General features: G+C 57.9%; 16 protein-coding genes. 4 read left to right on the top strand and 12 right to left on the bottom strand.

Annotation, left to right across the window (positions count from 1 at the left end; genetic code table 11):
• Nucleotides 1–359: 359 nt before the first annotated feature.
• Complete coding sequence (gene accD, locus Q1A59_RS17170) at nucleotides 360–1,280, top strand: acetyl-CoA carboxylase, carboxyltransferase subunit beta (protein WP_298402598.1); 921 nt, start codon at nucleotides 360–362, stop codon at nucleotides 1,278–1,280.
• Between the two features lie 18 nt (nucleotides 1,281–1,298).
• The gene (locus tag Q1A59_RS17165; RefSeq protein WP_298402597.1) at nucleotides 1,299–2,150 is read left to right on the top strand and encodes an acetyl-CoA carboxylase carboxyltransferase subunit alpha; all 852 of its coding nucleotides are present in this window, start codon (nucleotides 1,299–1,301) and stop codon (nucleotides 2,148–2,150) included.
• A gap of 95 nt (nucleotides 2,151–2,245) precedes the next feature.
• Here Q1A59_RS17165 and Q1A59_RS17160 read toward each other — a convergent pair whose 3' ends face one another.
• The 6 genes from Q1A59_RS17160 to Q1A59_RS17135 all read right to left on the bottom strand — a co-directional run bounded on the left by Q1A59_RS17160 (nucleotide 2,246) and on the right by Q1A59_RS17135 (nucleotide 10,008).
• Nucleotides 2,246–3,472, bottom strand: coding sequence for an exonuclease SbcCD subunit D (locus Q1A59_RS17160; RefSeq protein ID WP_298402596.1), 1,227 nt, complete (start codon nucleotides 3,470–3,472; stop codon nucleotides 2,246–2,248).
• 77 nt (nucleotides 3,473–3,549) lie between these two features.
• Nucleotides 3,550–4,548 (bottom strand): ABC transporter ATP-binding protein, encoded by a 999-nt coding sequence (locus Q1A59_RS17155; RefSeq protein WP_298402595.1) that lies wholly within the window; start codon nucleotides 4,546–4,548, stop codon nucleotides 3,550–3,552.
• A gap of 57 nt (nucleotides 4,549–4,605) precedes the next feature.
• On the bottom strand, nucleotides 4,606–5,622 hold the full coding sequence (locus Q1A59_RS17150; RefSeq protein WP_298402594.1) for an ABC transporter ATP-binding protein: 1,017 nt from the start codon (nucleotides 5,620–5,622) through the stop codon (nucleotides 4,606–4,608).
• Between the two features lie 37 nt (nucleotides 5,623–5,659).
• Entirely contained in the window at nucleotides 5,660–6,652 is a 993-nt protein-coding gene (locus Q1A59_RS17145; RefSeq protein ID WP_298402593.1) for an ABC transporter permease, read from the bottom strand.
• A 55-nt stretch (nucleotides 6,653–6,707) separates the two neighbouring features.
• Nucleotides 6,708–7,901 (bottom strand): ABC transporter permease, encoded by a 1,194-nt coding sequence (locus Q1A59_RS17140; protein ID WP_298402591.1) that lies wholly within the window; start codon nucleotides 7,899–7,901, stop codon nucleotides 6,708–6,710.
• Nucleotides 7,902–8,073: 172 nt separating this feature from the next.
• Nucleotides 8,074–10,008, bottom strand: coding sequence for an ABC transporter substrate-binding protein (locus tag Q1A59_RS17135; RefSeq protein WP_299645285.1), 1,935 nt, complete (start codon nucleotides 10,006–10,008; stop codon nucleotides 8,074–8,076).
• 441 nt (nucleotides 10,009–10,449) lie between these two features.
• On the opposite strand from Q1A59_RS17135, the gene Q1A59_RS17130 reads away from it, so the two are divergent.
• Nucleotides 10,450–11,187, top strand: coding sequence for a nucleoside triphosphate pyrophosphatase (locus Q1A59_RS17130; RefSeq protein WP_298402587.1), 738 nt, complete (start codon nucleotides 10,450–10,452; stop codon nucleotides 11,185–11,187).
• A complete protein-coding gene (locus tag Q1A59_RS17125; RefSeq protein ID WP_298402585.1) occupies nucleotides 11,169–11,906 on the top strand; it encodes a response regulator transcription factor in 738 nt (245 codons plus the stop codon). The genes Q1A59_RS17130 and Q1A59_RS17125 overlap by 19 nt, the downstream gene beginning before the upstream one ends.
• Nucleotides 11,907–11,964: 58 nt before the next feature.
• Here Q1A59_RS17125 and Q1A59_RS17120 read toward each other — a convergent pair whose 3' ends face one another.
• The 6 genes from Q1A59_RS17120 to greA all read right to left on the bottom strand — a co-directional run bounded on the left by Q1A59_RS17120 (nucleotide 11,965) and on the right by greA (nucleotide 17,092).
• The gene (locus Q1A59_RS17120; RefSeq protein ID WP_298402583.1) at nucleotides 11,965–13,287 is read right to left on the bottom strand and encodes a lysophospholipid acyltransferase family protein; all 1,323 of its coding nucleotides are present in this window, start codon (nucleotides 13,285–13,287) and stop codon (nucleotides 11,965–11,967) included.
• The gene (locus Q1A59_RS17115) at nucleotides 13,284–14,252 is read right to left on the bottom strand and encodes an NAD-dependent epimerase/dehydratase family protein (RefSeq protein ID WP_298402581.1); all 969 of its coding nucleotides are present in this window, start codon (nucleotides 14,250–14,252) and stop codon (nucleotides 13,284–13,286) included. Before Q1A59_RS17115 ends, Q1A59_RS17120 begins: the two co-directional genes overlap by 4 nt.
• Entirely contained in the window at nucleotides 14,233–14,673 is a 441-nt protein-coding gene (locus Q1A59_RS17110) for a type II toxin-antitoxin system death-on-curing family toxin (RefSeq protein ID WP_298482439.1), read from the bottom strand. Before Q1A59_RS17110 ends, Q1A59_RS17115 begins: the two co-directional genes overlap by 20 nt.
• A gap of 90 nt (nucleotides 14,674–14,763) precedes the next feature.
• On the bottom strand, nucleotides 14,764–14,979 hold the full coding sequence (locus Q1A59_RS17105) for a hypothetical protein (protein ID WP_298402577.1): 216 nt from the start codon (nucleotides 14,977–14,979) through the stop codon (nucleotides 14,764–14,766).
• 41 nt (nucleotides 14,980–15,020) lie between these two features.
• Nucleotides 15,021–16,493 carry a lysine--tRNA ligase gene (lysS, locus tag Q1A59_RS17100; protein ID WP_298482437.1) on the bottom strand — a complete coding sequence of 491 codons (1,473 nt, stop codon included), beginning with the start codon at nucleotides 16,491–16,493 and terminating at the stop codon, nucleotides 15,021–15,023.
• Nucleotides 16,494–16,618: 125 nt separating this feature from the next.
• Nucleotides 16,619–17,092, bottom strand: coding sequence for a transcription elongation factor GreA (greA, locus tag Q1A59_RS17095; protein WP_298402573.1), 474 nt, complete (start codon nucleotides 17,090–17,092; stop codon nucleotides 16,619–16,621).
• Nucleotides 17,093–17,259: the final 167 nt, after the last annotated feature.

Below are 17,259 nucleotides of genomic sequence, written 5' to 3'. Positions count from 1 at the left end.
GCGGAGCAGGCAAGATGCGCTGCGCCGGATGACGACGGGCCATTTGGTGCGGAGCGTGCCACGTGGGCCGTCCTCCGTGTCAACCGCGATGCGATTGACGATGGGGAGTATAGCAACTCTTGCCCGATTTGTCAAGCGGCTCGAGTCGCCGGAGATGCGTAGCCCTTTTTTGCTTTTCTAGTCAGCGAAAACGCTTTTGTTTCACTCGTGTTTCGGTCCAGTACGATCACGCAATGTTAATGAGATCTCGCAGGTACACCCTCTTTGCAGCTCATGCTATAATATATGGCAATAACGCCACTGTGAATAAAATCACCAGCAGACGCGCGCATATGCGCCAAGTGAAAGCGTAGGGAACAGTGAAAGAGTTCTTCCGCCTCAGCCGAAAAGGGTTTACCGGGCCCGATGATCAAGACAATGCCCAAATCCCGGACGATCTGTGGGTAAAGTGCAGCGAATGTCGCGAGCTGATTTACAAGAAACAGCTCAACGACAATCTCAAAGTCTGCCCGAAGTGCGGTCATCATATGCGCCTCAGCGCCCACGAGTGGCTCGGTCTGCTCGATGTCGGATCGTTTCGCGAGATGGATGCCAACCTGTTGCCGACCGACCCGCTCGGTTTTGTCGCTGCTGATGAAAGCTATGCCGCCAAATTGGCCAAAGCCCAGCAACGTACTGGTATGGCTGATGCCGTGATTTCTGGTGTCGGTGCGATCAGTGGTGTGCAACTGTGTGTCGCCGTAGGTGATTTCTCGTTTATGGGAGCGTCGATGGGCAGCGTCTACGGCGAGAAGATGGCCCGCGCCGCCGAGCGCGCCGCTGAGCTGGGGGTGCCGTTGTTGACGATTAATACGTCAGGCGGCGCGCGCCAGCAAGAGGGTGTGATCGGCTTGATGCAGATGGCTAAGGTGACGATGGCGTTGACCCGCTTGGCGGCTGCCGGCCAACCTCATATCGCTCTGTTGGTTGACCCATGCTACGGTGGTGTGACCGCTTCCTATCCGTCGGTGGCCGATGTTATTATCGCTGAACCGGGCGCTAATATCGGTTTTGCTGGCAAACGCCTGATCGAGCAGATTATGCGCCAGAAGTTGCCTGCTGGTTTCCAGACGGCTGAGTTTATGCTCGAACACGGGATGATTGATATGGTGGTGCCGCGCAGTGAGATGCGCGATATGCTGGCTCGCCTGCTTAAGCTCTACCAACAGCGGCCAGCTCCGGCAGCTAGGACCGATCAGCTCGCGGCGCGCCGCGCTACTCTCCCGCAGCCGATTATGTAAGATCACGCGAGGCACGGTATGGAAGAGACTCCTCCACAACAAACGATGACTCCGTGGGATCGCGTGCAGTTGGCGCGCCATCCTCAGCGTCCGCATACCCTCGATTATATCGCTGCTCTCTGCGAGGATTTTGTCGAATTGCACGGCGATCGGCGGTTCGGTGATGATCCGGCGATGGTCGGCGGGATGGCAACGTTTGCCGGCCAGACGGTGATGGTGATCGGCCACCAGAAGGGTAACGATACCCGCGAGAATATGCGGCGCAATTTCGGTATGCCTCACCCAGAAGGCTACCGCAAGGCGCAGCGGTTGATGCGCCACGCTGAGAAGTTTGGTTTGCCGGTGATTTGTTTTGTTGATACCCCCGCCGCCGATCCGACCAAGAGTTCGGAAGAGCGCGGGCAAGCCAATGCGATTGCCGAAAGCATTATGCTGATGACGACGTTGCGCGTGCCGAGCGTGGCCGTCGTCATTGGCGAGGGCGGCAGTGGTGGCGCGTTGGCGATCAGTGTCGCCGATCGCATTCTGATGCAAGAGAATTCGATCTATTCTGTTGCCCCACCCGAAGCGGCCGCTTCCATCCTCTGGCGCGATGCCGCAAAGGCGCCTGAGGCTGCCAAGGCCCTTAAGCTGACTGCCGCCGATCTCTTCGAGTTGCGCATTATCGATGAGGTGATTCCCGAACCTCCCGGCGGTGCTCATACTGACCGTCTTGCTGCTATCGCTGCGGTTGGTGAGCGGCTCCGCTTCCATCTGGCCGATCTGCAGCAGCGTGATCTTGATACGCTGCTGCGTGAACGGTACCAAAAGTATCGCTCAATGGGCCAGTATCAAGAGCAGCAGATGGATTTCTTTGCCCGCCGATCATGACCCTGAGGACAGCTTCGGCTCGTCTGCCTAACGATCGGGGCAGGGACAACGCAGCACGTTGTCCCTGCACTCTTTCCCCACGCGATCGGGTGCCGTTATCCGGCTTCCCCAATCAGCTCATCTGCTGCCGCCAACAATTGCGCGATCCGTTGTGGCGGCGTATTCTTGCTTTTGAGGTACAGTTCGAGCGCTTGCCGTGGCGTCAATCCCTCTCGCAACGCTTCCGCAACCCCGGCAAAGCGTTGGCGCACCGGTCGTTCCACATCAAATACAATGGCGGCAATTACGGCTGCGCCGGCTTCATGGAGCCACGTCCGCACTTGCTCTTCGCGGAGCAGTGGGGTCTGCTCGCGCCCAAGCTGCACTTCGACGCGCACCACCGCATCACGCACATCGTGACGCTCGATCGCCGTCCGTAATGCTGCCGCCGGATCACTGCTCCGACGAAGATCACGTTCAATGCTGACAAACGGACGCGCGTTTAACGGCACAAAGCGCCAGCGCGCTTGGCCCGGCGCTAATTCCACGAAGACACAGCCTTTTGGTTCGTCGCGCTCGCCAAAATCGATCCGTTCGATACTGCCGGGATAGACGATCGGCGGCTGTTCACCTAACGCTTGATGGCGGTGAATATGGCCCAACGCGACATAATCGACGCCGGGATGGGTTAACGCCGAGCGCGGCAGGCTTAGATCACGGCCAAGAAGCATAGCTCGTTCTGAACCCAACTGGGCGCCTTCCACCGTTCCGTGAAAGGCAATGATGGTAGGCAGGTTGGGGTCGCGTTGAGCTACCGCATGCTCAATAAAATCGGCCAACCGGCGGCTCAATTCGTCCTCGATTGTTGCAAACGACGCACCGGCCATTTCTTCGCGGGCCAGCAACATTTGGCGCGTTACCCACGGCACGGCAATCAATTGCACCTCGCCGTTGCGGGTGATAATCCGGTGTCGGCGCAGCCGGTCGGCTACCGTCACCCCGTCGAGCGCCAGCGTGGCAAAGATCTCGACCGAGTGCGCTTTGCCTTGCGCTGGCGAAATATCATGGTTACCGGTGAGAATGACCACCGCGACACCTGCCTCGCGCAATCGCCGGATGCGGGTGGCAAATTCGCGTTGGACTGTCGGGTTGGGGGTGCGGTTTTTGTAGATATCTCCCGCAATGAGGCAGAGATCGATCTGGTGATCGAGGCCTATACTTATCGCTTCATCAAGCCGGTCGAGATAGTCGATTAGGCGCGAGTGCAGCCCGCGGCGCGGATCAAGTGCGCCGTAGTTTTCGACGCCGAGGTGCAGATCGGCGAGATGGAGCATGCGGATCATCGTGATCACTCCATGCGTTGGGTGAGAGTGACTCACTGCGTCGTTCCTGACATTGTGCTCTGACCTGTCGCTACCCTCTAAAACTGGCCAGCGAAATGGCAGGCGACCCAGTGGCCTTTGCGCTTCTCTTCAAACGCCGGCTCCTGCTCTTTGCAGATGCTCTTGGCGATCCAGCAGCGCGGGTGAAAGCGGCAGCCGCTTGGCGGATTGATCGGGCTCGGCACATCTCCCTGCAACACGATCCGCTCGCGCTTCACCATCGGATTGGGATGCGGGATCGCCGAGATGAGCGCTTTGGTATAGGGGTGTAGCGGCTCGCGGAACAGTTCGGCGCTGGTCGTTAATTCGACCACTTTCCCCAGATACATCACCCCTACCCGATCAGAGATGTGCTCAACCACGGCCAGATTGTGGGCGATGAAGAGGTACGTCAGGCCGAACTCACGCTGGAGGGAGCGCAGCAAATTGAGCACCTGCGATTGGATCGATACATCGAGGGCCGAAACCGGTTCATCACAGACGATCAGCTTTGGTTCCATGATCAGCGCGCGGGCAATGCCGATGCGCTGGCGCTGGCCACCCGAAAATTCGTGGGGGAAGCGGGTCATATGCGAGGCGCTCAAACCGACTTTCGCCAGCACTTCCCGCACGCGCTCGCGCCGTTCAGCCGGTGTGCCGATGCCGTGAATGACCAACCCTTCGGCCACACTCTCGCCAATCGTAATGCGCGGGTCAAGCGAAGCGTAAGGGTCTTGGAAGATAATCTGCATATCGCGGCGCAGCGCTTTCATCGTTCGACCGTTAGCCCGCATCACATCTTGGCCTTCAAAGATGACCTCACCCGCCGTTGCTCGTTCGAGCCGCAACACCGTGCGCCCAGTAGTTGTCTTGCCACAGCCGCTCTCACCCACCAGCCCGAGCGTTTCGCCGCGCTTGACGGTAAAGCTGACATCATCAACTGCGCGCACCTCAGCGATGGTGCGGCGCAAAAAACCGCCTTTGATCGGGAAGTATTTCTTGAGATTACGCACCTCAAGCAGGATATCATCTGCCGGTTGCACCACCGGAGTAGTCATGGTCTCGCTCCATCGTATCGTCATAACCAAGACGTTGTGCTGGACGGCGTCTTGGCGTCAATCTTTATACAGCCAGCACCGCACGCGCCGGTTTGCGCCTAGCTCGATCATCGGCGGCGGCTGGTCGCATTTCTCAAACCGTTTGCTGCACCGCGATGCGAAACGGCACCCTTTAGGCGGATTGATCAAGCTCGGCACCGTACCGGGAATGACCTCCAACTCCTCGCGTTCATCGCCAAGTATCGGCATCGAGTTGAGCAGGCCGCGGGTGTAGGGGTGCTTGGGATCGCTAAACAGCGACTGCACATCAGCGTATTCAACCACTTGCCCAGCGTACATTACCACCACACTATCGGCCATCTCGGCGATCACGCCCATATCGTGCGTAATCAGCATAATCGCCGTCTCGATCTTCTCGCGCAGTTCGCGCATCAGGTCAAGGATCTGGGCCTGAATCGTCACATCAAGCGCGGTGGTCGGCTCGTCAGCGATCAGTAATTCAGGGTTGCAGGCTAGGGCCATCGCGATCATCACGCGCTGGCATTGCCCACCCGATAGCTCATGAGGATACTGGCGCATCCGTCGCTGCGGGTCGGGTAACCCCACCATCGACAGCAGCTCGATACAGCGTTTTTGCGCCTCTTCGCCCTTGAGACCCTGATGGATTTCGAGTGTCTCGATAATCTGGTCACCCACCCGGAAGACCGGATTGAGCGCTGTGGTCGGCTGCTGGAAAATCATTGCAATCCGGTCGCCGCGGATCTTGCGCATCTCTTCGGAGTCAAGGTCGAGCAGATTAACTCCGTCGAAGATAATCTTGCCTTCGACAATCCGGCCGGGCGGGCTTACTAAGCGCATAATCGAAAGCGAGGTCACGCTCTTTCCTGACCCCGACTCACCGACGATGCCGAGGGTTTCGCCGCGGCGCAAGGTAAAATCTACCCCATCGACCGCTTGCACGATGCCATCTTCGGTAAAGAAATAGGTTTTCAAACCTTCCACGCGCAGCAGTTCAGCGCCACGCCGGCCGGTTGGGCGCGCTGCGCCCGCTACAACACGAGACTCGGTTGCCACAGGTACTCCGTATCATTATCTTGGGCGTGCCCGTTGCTTAGCCGCGCTGGCGCGGATCGAGCGCGTCACGCAGACCATCACCAATATAGTTAATCGCAATCGATGCGATCAAGATCGGCATCGCCGGAATGAGCGGCATCCACGGGTACTGGAACATATAGCTTTGGGCATAGTCCAACATATTGCCCCACGTTGGCGTTGGGTCTTGAATGCCGAAGCCAAGGAAGCTTAGCGCCGACTCGGCGACCAGCGTGCCGTTCACGCCGAGGGTAAAATCGACGATCATTGGCGGTAGGGCATTGGGGAAGACATGGCGAAATAGAATGCGCGCATTGCTCGCGCCGAGAGCGCGGGCCGACTCGATGTAGACATTCTCGCGCACCGAGAGCACCATGCCGCGCATTAGCCGGGCCGTGCCGGTCCAACCAAAAAAGGCGAGCACCAGAATCACGGCGAAAATAATGCGCGCCTCACGTTCTGACACTGCGAAGAGAAAAGCAAGGAACGAGGCCCCCCCCGCTGGTAGTGGGACTGCATTGATATTTTGTACCAAAATAGACGACAAAATGAGTAGTAGTAAGAGTGTCGGAAATGTAGCAACAATTTCTAGAAAGCGACTGATAATCGTATCAACCCAGCCGCCAAAATATCCGGCTAGCATTCCCAACAAAATGCCAATTGTTGAGGCAATGAGCGTTGCGGTAAACGCTGTACCGAGTGACACGCGCGAAGCGTATAGTAAACGAGTGGCATAATCGCGACCAAGGTGATCGGTGCCGAGAATATGCAAACCGTCATCGGCATCGCGGCCCATCGGTGTGAGAAAGCGCCCGGTAAGATTTGGCTCATCACGCTCGTAAGGCGCAATCAATGGAGCTGCCGCCGATAGCAACAGTAAAACGGCAAGCAACCCGACACAAAACATCGCTAGCCGGTGGCGGCGAAAGCGCCGGAAGACAATTGCCCACTGCCCTTCCGATCGTCGGGGTGCAGCCTCTTCAAGTGGCACGGCAGTCGTGCTAGTGGCCATGCAACTTCTCCTCGTGAACGTCTTGATTACCGGCGATAGCGCCGGCAAAACATCATTAGGTCAAGCGAATGCGCGGATCGACCACCGTATACAAGATGTCGGTGATCAAAATGCCAATCAACAACAAAACGACGTTGATGATCAACAACGCCATCACCACATTATAATCATTGCGGCCAAGGGCATCGATAAACAGGCGCCCAATTCCCGGCCAGTTAAATACGGTCTCGGTGATCAGCGCACCGCTGAAGAGCGCAACCAGAATGCCGGCCAACAAGGTGACAAACGGGATGAGTGAATTGCGCAGGGCGTGCTTCAGAATCACCACCCGCTCAGCAACGCCTTTCGCCCTTGCCGTGCGCACATAATCGAGGCTCAGCACCTCAAGCATACTCCCACGCACGAAGCGGCTCCAGCCGGCGATATTGATAAAGGTTAATACGCCACACGGCATCAGGAAGCGTAAAAATCGATCAAGAAATGATCCGGCTTGCACAGTGCCGATCAGCGGGATTGTATAATCACGTACTCCTACTGCATCACCGGGGGGGAGGTAGGGCAATCCAGCGTTCTTAGCTAACACCGAGAAGAGCAAGATCGCGAAGATGCCAAACACAAAGCTTGGAAGTGATGCGCCAATGAAGGCCAGTGTCGTCATCACATAGTCAAAGCGCGAGTATTGGCGTACCGCTGAGTAAACGCCAATCGGTACCGCAATGAGGATCGAGAGCAAGATCGATGCCCCCATCAGGTAAAGCGTATAGGGCAAACGGGTCATAATCAGATCCGCAACCGGCCGTCCGCGCAGCATAACCTGCGATGTACCAAAATCACCAAAGACGATCCCACGACTCACCTTGCGCCCTTCAAGGTCAGCCATCGTTACCGGCACCTCACACCCCTCTTCGCGTACCTCCACCCGTCCATCCGGGTAACGCAGACGCACTTGGCCGGGCACAGCACACCCAATCTGCCAATTGGCTCCAATACCGCCGGGCAGTGGCCCCGCTGGCCAGCCGATAAGCCAACGAGTAAAACGGAAGGGCAAATAGATATCCAATTCAAATCGCTCGCGCACGCGGCGAATATCTGCTTCTGTAATTCGATTTGGCCCGGCATTTTGTCGTTCGGCCAGCAATTGATCAATCGGCCCGCCGGGCACCAAATACAACATGCCATAGGCGCAAATTGCCGCTACTAGTGCCACCAAGAACATTTGCATAAAGCGGCGGGCAAGATAACCTGCCATAGTAATACTCCTGAACGTTGGGGAACGATCGATCGTGGCCGGCTGCGCGAGGTCACGATTGTCAAGCAGCTCTCGTTAGTCGCATTGCGCCGTTGTGTTCACCCATAGAGCAGGCGCGGCGATGGGCAACGATCTGCCCATCGCCGTGCCGGTTACCGGCCAATTCAATCGCTTACTTGGTGAAGAGGTTCATGTCGATGTGCTCCCACGTCGGGCTGGGCACCACGAAGGCTTGGATCTCGCCGCGGTTACCGGCCTCGATCACGGTCTGCACTTCAGCGCCGGCACCTAACGTCTCGCTGCCTAGCACGTCAACTTCGCCGGTCAGCAACTGGGCCACCGCCTGATTAGTATCGGCGATGAACTTGATGATCACCCGCTTGATCTTGACCTCGCCCTTGTAGTAATTGGGGTTGGCCTCAAACGTCATGCTCTGGCCCTTGGCCCACTCCTTGAGGACATAGGGGCCAGTGCTTAGCGGGCGCTCGATAATCTCGGGCAGGGTCTGCCACTCTTCCGCCGGCACATCTGCCAGCTTGCGGCCGTCACTCAACACCTGATGCGACGGGTAGTAGCCCAACGAACCGGTGAAGTAGGTCGGCCACTGCACACCGGGGTGGAAGGTGACGGTGTACTCGGTGTCGCTGATGAAGTCAACCTTAGCGATCGACTCGCAGAAGGTCAGCGACGTAGCACCCGACTTCGGATCACAGTTGATCTTGTAGGCAAGTTCGAAGTCAGCTTTCTTGAGCGGCTCACCGTCTTCCCACGTGATGCCCGAAATCCACTTGTCAGTGACGGTCAATTGCTTCATCTTGACCGTGCCGCCCTGATACGTGATCGTCTCGCCATCGGCAGTCGTGATCTCAATGCCGGGCGCCAACGGCTTCGCTTCACCATCGGTCGTCCAGACAATATCACCCTCTTTGACTTCGACATCGACGTTAGTAGCGCGGCCGTTCTCGATCGTCGAGAGACCATCGAGACCCACCGGCTGGTAGTCATAATCGTAAGAGGTGGTCGACGGCACGCCAAGCAGGTTCACCGCGACACGCTGCACCGCTGCGCTCTCGATCAAGCTCCACATCGTCTGCGGCTCTTGGGTGAAGCCGAGCACAATGGTGTCGCCGCCATCAGACAGCTCCCACTCATCAGCATTGGCAGTGTAGTACTCGGTCGGATTCGGCTTGAAGTTCACCAGCCGTTTGCTGGCGGCATACGCCTCAAGCCGGTTGAAGAGCGGCAGGCTCACCATGTCTTTGGTGAACTCTTCTTGCACGATTGCGTACTGGCGGATGCGCTCGGCGCGGTCGAGCGTGTTGTTCGCGGCGATAATCGCACGGCTTGCCCGCTCATTGCACCAGCCCATGTAGTTCTGGCCGTTCCAGTTATTAGAAGCCAGCGGAATCTGGTTGCAAGAGTACAGTGTCTGACCACCCGGATCGGCTTGACCAACCCACGCGAAGGCGCCTAGCTCAAAGTCGCGGCGGCGTAGGCCGGTGCTGCTGCCGAACCACCACGAGGCTGGAGCGTAGGTTGGAATAACCTGAATACCACACGCCGCCATCTGGCGAATGAAGACAGCCGACCACGTCTGGCGGAATTGGGCATTGGTGGTGGTGAAGCTCAATGCCAGCGGTTCGCCGTTAGCATTGGTGCGGATCGGGCTGCCCGTCCAGCCGGCTTCCTCGAGCAGGGCCTTGCCTTTGTCGGGGTCAAACGGGTAGACCGTGATGTTCTCCTTCGCCGCCGCCCAGTGTGCCTTCGGCAGGAAGGTGTCCATCAACAGCTCCTGCTGCTGCTCGGGCGTCAGGTAAGGATAAACCGACTGAATCAGCTCGGGGCGATTGGTGCAGTAGGCAATCGCCTGTCGCACGCGCACATCGCTCAGAATCGGGTGCGGGGTGGTGTACTGCTCAGCCTTGACCTCCTCGGTCACGACGACCGTCTCACGGACTGTCTCGCGCACCGGCTCGGCCGTCTGCAAGACTACCACCGTCTCGCGGATGACCTGCGGCTGGGCAGTGCCGCCACAAGCCGCTAGCATCGGAATTATCATCGCCATCACCATCGCGACGGCAACGATTCGCTTGGTAAAGCTAGCCATCTGTCTGTGTCCTCCTTAAATCTGAGGGCAACGGAACGAACGATTTCCAATCTCTTGCCAAGCATCGCTATCGAACGGCCGCGCCATTGCGTTCATTCTTCGCCGCATCACCTCCTTTCTCCATCCTCCACGCCATTTGTCCGATAATCATATCAGCCCGCGGCTGATGTACGAGCGAAGGCTATGTAAGCCAGCATACGTGGACCAGAATAGCATGAGGCGAGGTGCGGCGACGATCGACAGGTGTTGGTAAGAAACTGTACATCGTTAGGCGGGATTATAACGGTTCTGTAAGCGACTGTCAACTTTATCAACGAATTGGTAACCAACCAACGAACGGCGCTAGTGCATGCTCTTCTTTCGCGCAATCTTGCGCGACACCGCTGGCCATGTTATGATCGAGGCGCTGACGGCTCGAAGGATAGCGATATCAGGATTGGTATGCCCGCCTCGTCGTCTCACCCGCTCATTCTTGCTTCTGCCTCACCCCGCCGGCGCGAGTTGCTCGCCTACCTTGGCGTGGAATATACGTGTCTTGCTAGCCCGGCTGAAGATCATCCTGCGCCGGCACCGGCTGATCTAGTGGCGGCTTTGCCGCCGTTGCCGGAACTCTTGCCAATCGATGCGCATCCCACACTCGTTGCTTGGCGCAAAGCGGCTGATATTGGCCGGCGTCATCCTGATGCGATCGTGCTGGCGGCCGATACCGAAGTGGTGATTGACGGGATGGTGTTGGGCAAACCGCGTGACGAAGACCATGCCTGTGCAATGATCCGGCGCTTGGCCGGGCGCGCGCACACGGTTCTGACCGGTTTGTGCCTCTTGTTGCCCCAAGCAGCCGATTGTAGCGGGGTGGTGTATGCTGGGCGGCAGATCTTGTTTGACCTTGTTGCCAGTCGGGTGCGTTTCCGCGCGCTGAATGATGACGAGATCACTGCCTACGTAGCCCTCGGCGAGTCACTGGATAAAGCTGGCGGTTATGGTTTACAAAGCGGTGGCGCGGCATTGATTGACTCAATTGAAGGCAGCTATACCAATGTGGTAGGATTACCGCTGCCGGCAGTGGCGCGCCTGCTCCGCGCTGCCGGGATGGAAGTGCCCGTTGAGCCGGTTGAAGCATATCTCAGATGGCTGCGCAGTCAGGGAAAGGAACCGGCGCCATGGCCAACCCAACCGTAAAATTGTTGATCGTGGATGACCATCCGCTGTTCCGACAGGGGGTGCGCTGGGCGTTATCCCACGAACCGGGCATCCAGATTGTAGGTGAAGCGGGTAATGGTGAAGAGGCGTTGCGCTGGCTGGCGCAAGTTGACCCCAATCTCGAACCAAATGTAATGCTGGTCGATCTCAATCTGCCGGGCATGAGCGGTTTGGAATTGACCCGGCAGGTGCGCCGTCAGTACGCTAGTATTGCCGTCGTGATGCTGAGCATGCACGAGAGCGATGAAGCGGCGTTTAACGCTTTGCGCGCCGGCGCTGCCGCTTACCGCTCGAAAGATATCAAGCCGGCCGCTTTGGCCGATATCCTGCGGCGTGTGGCGCGCGGCGAGTATGTGATTAATGATGTCTTAACCGAAGAGCCGCGTGTCGCTAGCCGGATCCTCTCGCAGTTTCGCAGTCTGCCCGAAGTGCAGATGGTTGCCGAAGATCTTGGCTTGCAAATTTTTACGCCGCTAAGCGAACGCGAGATCGAGGTGCTGGAGCGCATTGCTGCCGGCAGCAGCAACAAGGCGATTGCCGATGAATTAGGCATTAGCACCCAGACGGTCAAGAATCATATTTCGTCGATTTTGCGCAAATTGTCGCTCAATGACCGCACGCAGGCGGTGATCTTCGCCCTGCGCCGCGGCTGGATCGAGACGCCGCAAAACATTCAGCCGGGTGAACCAGAAGCGTAAATCGGCTTGCAAATATGGGTGGCATCCATACCGGGCGCCGCTGCCTCGTCAAACCGCATTAGAACACCGACGTCCGCTCGGCTAATTTCTGATTGATAGTATTTTGAATCGTCTCGCGCACCTGTTCCGACAGTTCCAGCACTGTGATCGGATCATTGGCAGCATCGGGGCCGTAGCTGGTTGTATCGATCGGCGGGCAGAAGGTAATCGACCAGCGCGTTGGCAGCGGAATGACGCCCAGCAAGCCGAACCACGGAAAGAATGGGGTGAGCGGAAAGTAGGGGAAACCGAGCAGTTTGGCGATCCCTTCGGCATTGGCAAACATCGGATAGATCTCTTCTGCGCCGACTACGGCGACCGGCACAATCGGCGCTTGGGTGCGGAGCGCGGCTTGCACAAAGCCGCCGCGGCCAAAGCGGGCCAGCTTGTAGCGATCTTTGAAGAGCTTACCTACCCCCTTTAACCCTTCGGGAAAGACACATACCAGCTCATCGTGCTCGAGTAGGCGAATGGCATTTTCTGGAATGCCGGGTACTTGACCTAATGCGGCGAGCGTTGGCGCAATCACTGGCAGGGTCGTGAACCAGTGCAGGTGGAGCGAGCGCACAATTCGCTCGTTTTGGGCTGGATGGTCATAAACGACAGCGGTCGCGATCATCGCTCCATCCCACGGCAATACGCCGCTGTGGTTAGCGACCAACAACGCCCGACCTGCAGCCGGCACATGCTCCAGCCCGCTGGCCTGTACCCGCCACCACGTATGGTACATAAACGAGAGAAATGGCCGAGCGATCTCGATAATCTCGCGATCCATGCCGAAGGGATCGGTTGTGTACTCGCCCCGCTGCCGGCGCTGAATAAAGTTGATCTGTTCGTCAATCTGATACCGCAGCACCATCCCGATCCCCTTCCAAAAATCGGGATCGAGGTAATCGCGCAGGTCAACCCCCTGTAACAGACTATTGACCCGCTCGACCTGTTCATTGGTCATGCGCTGGAGATTCTCGCCAATCAACCGTACCACGCCGGCGGCGAAATTGCCAAGGGCGGCTTGCGAGCCGGATTGCTGTTCGCTCTGCTGGCGAATATCAATCTCGACCTCAAATAACTGTTCAGCCGAACGGCGTGAGGAGGTCGACTCATCCCATCCGATCGCCGTTGGTGCCGGATCAACCGGATCGGCGGGAGTTGCATGCTCATGCGGAGCGCTGATGGGTGGCGTTTCGACCGGATCGGTGGACGCTGCGTGCTCAGGCGGAGTGCCGGTGGGTGGCGGTGTCTCGATTTCCATCTCAACCGCCACCGATCGCGCGCGGCCCCGGCGGGGACGGCGTGGCTCTCCCGGATCGCTGGTTGGCGGAGTAACCGGCTCGTCGTTCATTCTACCCGTCTCCTGCGGTTGAGAAACTCGTTCAACGCGCGCGAAGCTGCGGCGTATTCTTCTTCCGGTGACAGCGGCTTGAGGGTGTCAAGCGCGGTTACCATATCATACTTCGCCGCCCATCCCAACTGACGGCAAGCGCGTTGCGGATCGATAGTGCAGTGGTAGCGCAAGTAGTCAACCTCAAATGGCCAGCCCGGCGGCGGTTGATTATCGAACAGCGGTCCTATGGTCGCTGTTGGTTGCTTCCCTAACCGCCGGATCACTTGGCTCAGCGGCATTGGCTGTTCAGGCGCGAGATTAAACGCCCCCCCGACCGGTTGGTTCACAGCGGCGACCATGGCGTAAGCGGCATCATCGACGTGCAGCAACTGGATCATGGGATCGAAGCCAAACAGCAACTGGGGTGATGGCGAGCGCAGATACTTCATCACTGGGCCATCTTGGCTTAGCAACGGCGCATAGCGTAACACTGTCACCGTTATCTGAGGATGGCGCGCGGCAAAATCGGCCACGACTTGCTCGACTTCGCCGAGGGTGCGCAACAGACCACGGCTATGGATCGTCTTGATGGGGCGTTCTTCGGTGATCAAGAGCGGATTGAGCGGGCTAGCGCCATAGATCCAGCCGTGGCTGCGCACAATAACATGGCGCACCCCTCCTGCCCGGCAAGCGCCAAGCAGCTCCATTGTCCCGATCACATTCTGCTGCACGGTCGTCTCGTGATCGGGCAATGGCCCATCAAAACCGAGCAGATCAAGATGGATCACGGTCTCAATGTGCTCAGTGCGCAGCAATTCGAGCATCTGCTTGCGATCAAGGCGGGCCACAAGCCAATCGGCGTGCCCGATAGGCCCTTCGGGCGGTCGTCGGCCCAGCACAATCACCTCATGCTGCTGGCTCAGCAATTGCGCTGCCCGCACGCATAACATTCCAGTCGAGCCATTAATCAGCACCCGCGTCATGGCAACATTCCACATTCTCGCGCAGCCAGCGCTCAAGCTCTTCCCGATCCATATCACCGTGACTCAACGCGTGGAACACCCAGCCAATCTCATCAGGCCCGACTTCGGGCCGCAAACTCGCGCCATTCAGGGCGAGGAAGCGCAACAAACTGACAAAGGCTGTCGCTTCATTGGCCGAATTGAACGGATGGTGCTTCACAAGCATAAAGGTGAGCACTGCGGCCTTACTGCACAGATCGGGGTAGAGTTCCGCCCCAAAGAGGATCTGACGCGGCGCATGCAACACCATCTGCAACCGATCTTGGCTTTTGATACCGAGCAAACCGCCATATCGCTCGATCACAAAGGTATGTAAATCGAGCACATCGTCTTGAGTAAGATAGACGATCGGGGTCGCTTCTTCGTCCAACATAGCGCTCATCCCATCGTCCTGCGCTGATTGACGCGGCTAGCGCCGATCCAAACTGGCCCGGCGCAATGATGCCGTTCTGCCGCATCAATCGCTACACCCTCAGATACCGACAATCTGCCGGAAGGCCCGATCGTACTGATCGCACACCGCCTCGGCCCAAGCGCGCAAATGTGGACTCATAGGCCGGCGGATCAGCAACTCGCGTTCGGTAAAGACCAATTCGATCACCTCTTCTTCGCCGAGGCCAATCGCCTCGATCCAGCGTTGCACTACCGCCGGCAAACTCTCACGCTCGACCGTAAACGAGCGGGGCATACGCGCCTCCTTTCCGGTTACGGTTTGCCAGCACCGCTCACTCAATCGGATCGTTCCCGCAAATGCGGGAAAAGGATCACTTCACGAATCGTCGGCTGGTCAGTCAGCACCATCACCAGCCGGTCAATCCCGATGCCAAGGCCGCCGGTGGGGGGCATGCCATAGCGCAGCGCATTGATAAAGTCTTCGTCCATCTGGTGCGCCTCTTCATCGCCGGCGGCGAAAGCGCGCAACTGCTCGCGGAAGCGTTCTTCCTGATCAAACGGATCGTTCAGCTCGGTGAAGGCGTTGCCGATCTCCATCCCGGCGATAAAGGCTTCAAACCGTTCGGTGAAATCGGGCCGGCCGGGAATGCGCTTGGCCAGCGGTGACATCGCCACCGGATAGTCAATGATAAACGTGGGTTGGAAGAGATGGGGTTGAACGAATTCAGAGAAGAGTTCATCAACCTGCTTAGCCCACGATGCCTTGCGATCCACGCGCAAGCCGCGATCAGCGATTGCCGCGTGCAGCGAGGCCAGATCCGGATGCTGAGTAATATCGATCCCGGTGCGTTCGGCGATCGCATCAGCCATTGCAAGGCGTGGCCACGGCGGGCGAAACTCAAGCTCGCGGCCCTGATAGGTGATCGTGGTCGTACCATGCACCGCATAGCAAATCTCATCCAGCATCTCTTCGACCAGCGCCATCATAGCGTGATAATCGGCATACGCCTGATAGCACTCCATCATCGTAAACTCGGGGTTGTGCGAGCGATCAACCCCCTCGTTGCGGAAGTTTTTGCCGATCTCGTAGACGCCGGGGAAGCCGCCGACAATCAACCGCTTGAGATAGAGCTCAGTCGCGATGCGCAGATAGAGATTCTGGCCGAGCGCATTGTGATAGGTAACAAACGGACGCGCGGCAGCGCCGCCATAGAGCGGCTGCAAGACCGGCGTCTCTACTTCAAGAAAGCCGCGTTCGTCAAGCACACGGCGCATCGTACTGATTATGCAGGCGCGGGCGCGAAAAATATCGCGCCGCTCACGATTCACAATCAGGTCAAGGTAGCGTTGACGATGGCGCTCTTCCACATCTTGCAGACCGGCCCACTTTTCCGGTGGCGGGTTAATCGTCTTTGCCAGAACCGCCAACTCACGCACAAACAGCGATCGCTCGCCGGTTTTCGTGCGGCGGAGCGTGCCAGTCGCTTGGATAATATCAAACGTGTCGAGCTGATCGCGAAACCGCTCGAACCACTCATCGCCGATGTCAGCCCGGCTGAGCCAGAGTTGGATTTCGCCACTCCCATCTTCAATATGGGCAAAAGCGATCTTTCCCATGACTCGTCGCGCGCCGATGATGCGCCCGGCGAGAGTAATCACCGTTTCGGCAGCGGCCAATTCATCAAACGCAGCCAATGCAGCGCCAATGGTATGGCTGCGGTAGCAGCGGGGCGGAAAGGGATCAATTCCGGCGGCGCGCAACTGTTCAAGCTTGGCGGCGCGTTGGGCTTGTAAGTCGTTTAATTCCATACTGAAAGAATCGATACCATTTTACCGGCGCATTCCGCCAGCACCGGCGCTCCTCTCCCCATTATACCGGAAAACAGCACGGGCGAGGCATGCCTCGCCCGTGCCCAGCCGGCGTACAATGGCTGCTAACGCACCTTAAGGATCGTCAATTTCATCACGCCAGAAGGAGTATGCACCGTCACCTTATTGCGGGCGCGCTTGCCAAGCAGCGCAGCGCCGAGCGGCGACTCGTTCGAGATGCGGCCTTGGCGCGGGTTGGCTTCGGCGCTGCCGACAATCGTCCACGTCTCTTCCGAGCCGTCGTCTTCAAACCGGACGGTTACGGACGAGCCGACCCGCACCTCGCCGTTGCTCACCTGATCTTCATCGATCAATTCAGCGCGCGAGAGTAGGTGCTTAAGTTCGCGAATTCGACCTTCGAGCAAGGCTTGCGCTTTCTTCGCGTCTTCGTATTCGCCGCTCTCAGAGATGTCGCCCAATTCTTTGGCCGCGGCAATCCGCTCAGCGATCTGCTTGCGTTCCACAGTCATTAGGTACTCAAGCTCCGCTTCAAGGCGGGCGCGACCTTCGCGAGTCAGGTACGTCGGCTTGTCTGTCATCACTACTGCCTCTACACTGCCCATTCCGCACAGCCGGGCGGACGGGGAATCTCAATATAAAAAGAATAACTGAGAGCATATCTCTCAGTCGTGGCTGGGAGTGCTTTCGCAGCCTACCCCATACCTTGCCACAATTATATGTGGTTGCGCGCAATTTGTAAAGACGG

It is taken from the genome of uncultured Chloroflexus sp., from assembly GCF_937951745.1.
Taxonomy (GTDB): Bacteria; Chloroflexota; Chloroflexia; order Chloroflexales; family Chloroflexaceae; genus Chloroflexus.
The sequence above is the reverse complement of the archived record's forward strand: the minus strand, read 5'-3'. Positions and strand labels throughout refer to the sequence as shown.

Coding starts and splice junctions, on each gene's coding strand:
- Q1A59_RS17165 (WP_298402597.1), top strand. CDS start 1,299: ATGGAAGAGACTCCTCCACAACAAACGATGACTCCGTGGGATCGCGTG.
- Q1A59_RS17160 (WP_298402596.1), bottom strand. CDS start 3,472: ATGATCCGCATGCTCCATCTCGCCGATCTGCACCTCGGCGTCGAAAAC.
- Q1A59_RS17155 (WP_298402595.1), bottom strand. CDS start 4,548: ATGACTACTCCGGTGGTGCAACCGGCAGATGATATCCTGCTTGAGGTG.
- Q1A59_RS17145 (WP_298402593.1), bottom strand. CDS start 6,652: ATGGCCACTAGCACGACTGCCGTGCCACTTGAAGAGGCTGCACCCCGA.
- Q1A59_RS17140 (WP_298402591.1), bottom strand. CDS start 7,901: ATGGCAGGTTATCTTGCCCGCCGCTTTATGCAAATGTTCTTGGTGGCA.
- Q1A59_RS17135 (WP_299645285.1), bottom strand. CDS start 10,008: ATGGCTAGCTTTACCAAGCGAATCGTTGCCGTCGCGATGGTGATGGCG.
- Q1A59_RS17130 (WP_298402587.1), top strand. CDS start 10,450: ATGCCCGCCTCGTCGTCTCACCCGCTCATTCTTGCTTCTGCCTCACCC.
- Q1A59_RS17125 (WP_298402585.1), top strand. CDS start 11,169: ATGGCCAACCCAACCGTAAAATTGTTGATCGTGGATGACCATCCGCTG.
- Q1A59_RS17120 (WP_298402583.1), bottom strand. CDS start 13,287: ATGAACGACGAGCCGGTTACTCCGCCAACCAGCGATCCGGGAGAGCCA.
- Q1A59_RS17115 (WP_298402581.1), bottom strand. CDS start 14,252: ATGACGCGGGTGCTGATTAATGGCTCGACTGGAATGTTATGCGTGCGG.
- Q1A59_RS17110 (WP_298482439.1), bottom strand. CDS start 14,673: ATGAGCGCTATGTTGGACGAAGAAGCGACCCCGATCGTCTATCTTACT.
- Q1A59_RS17105 (WP_298402577.1), bottom strand. CDS start 14,979: ATGCCCCGCTCGTTTACGGTCGAGCGTGAGAGTTTGCCGGCGGTAGTG.
- lysS (WP_298482437.1), bottom strand. CDS start 16,493: ATGGAATTAAACGACTTACAAGCCCAACGCGCCGCCAAGCTTGAACAG.
- greA (WP_298402573.1), bottom strand. CDS start 17,092: ATGACAGACAAGCCGACGTACCTGACTCGCGAAGGTCGCGCCCGCCTT.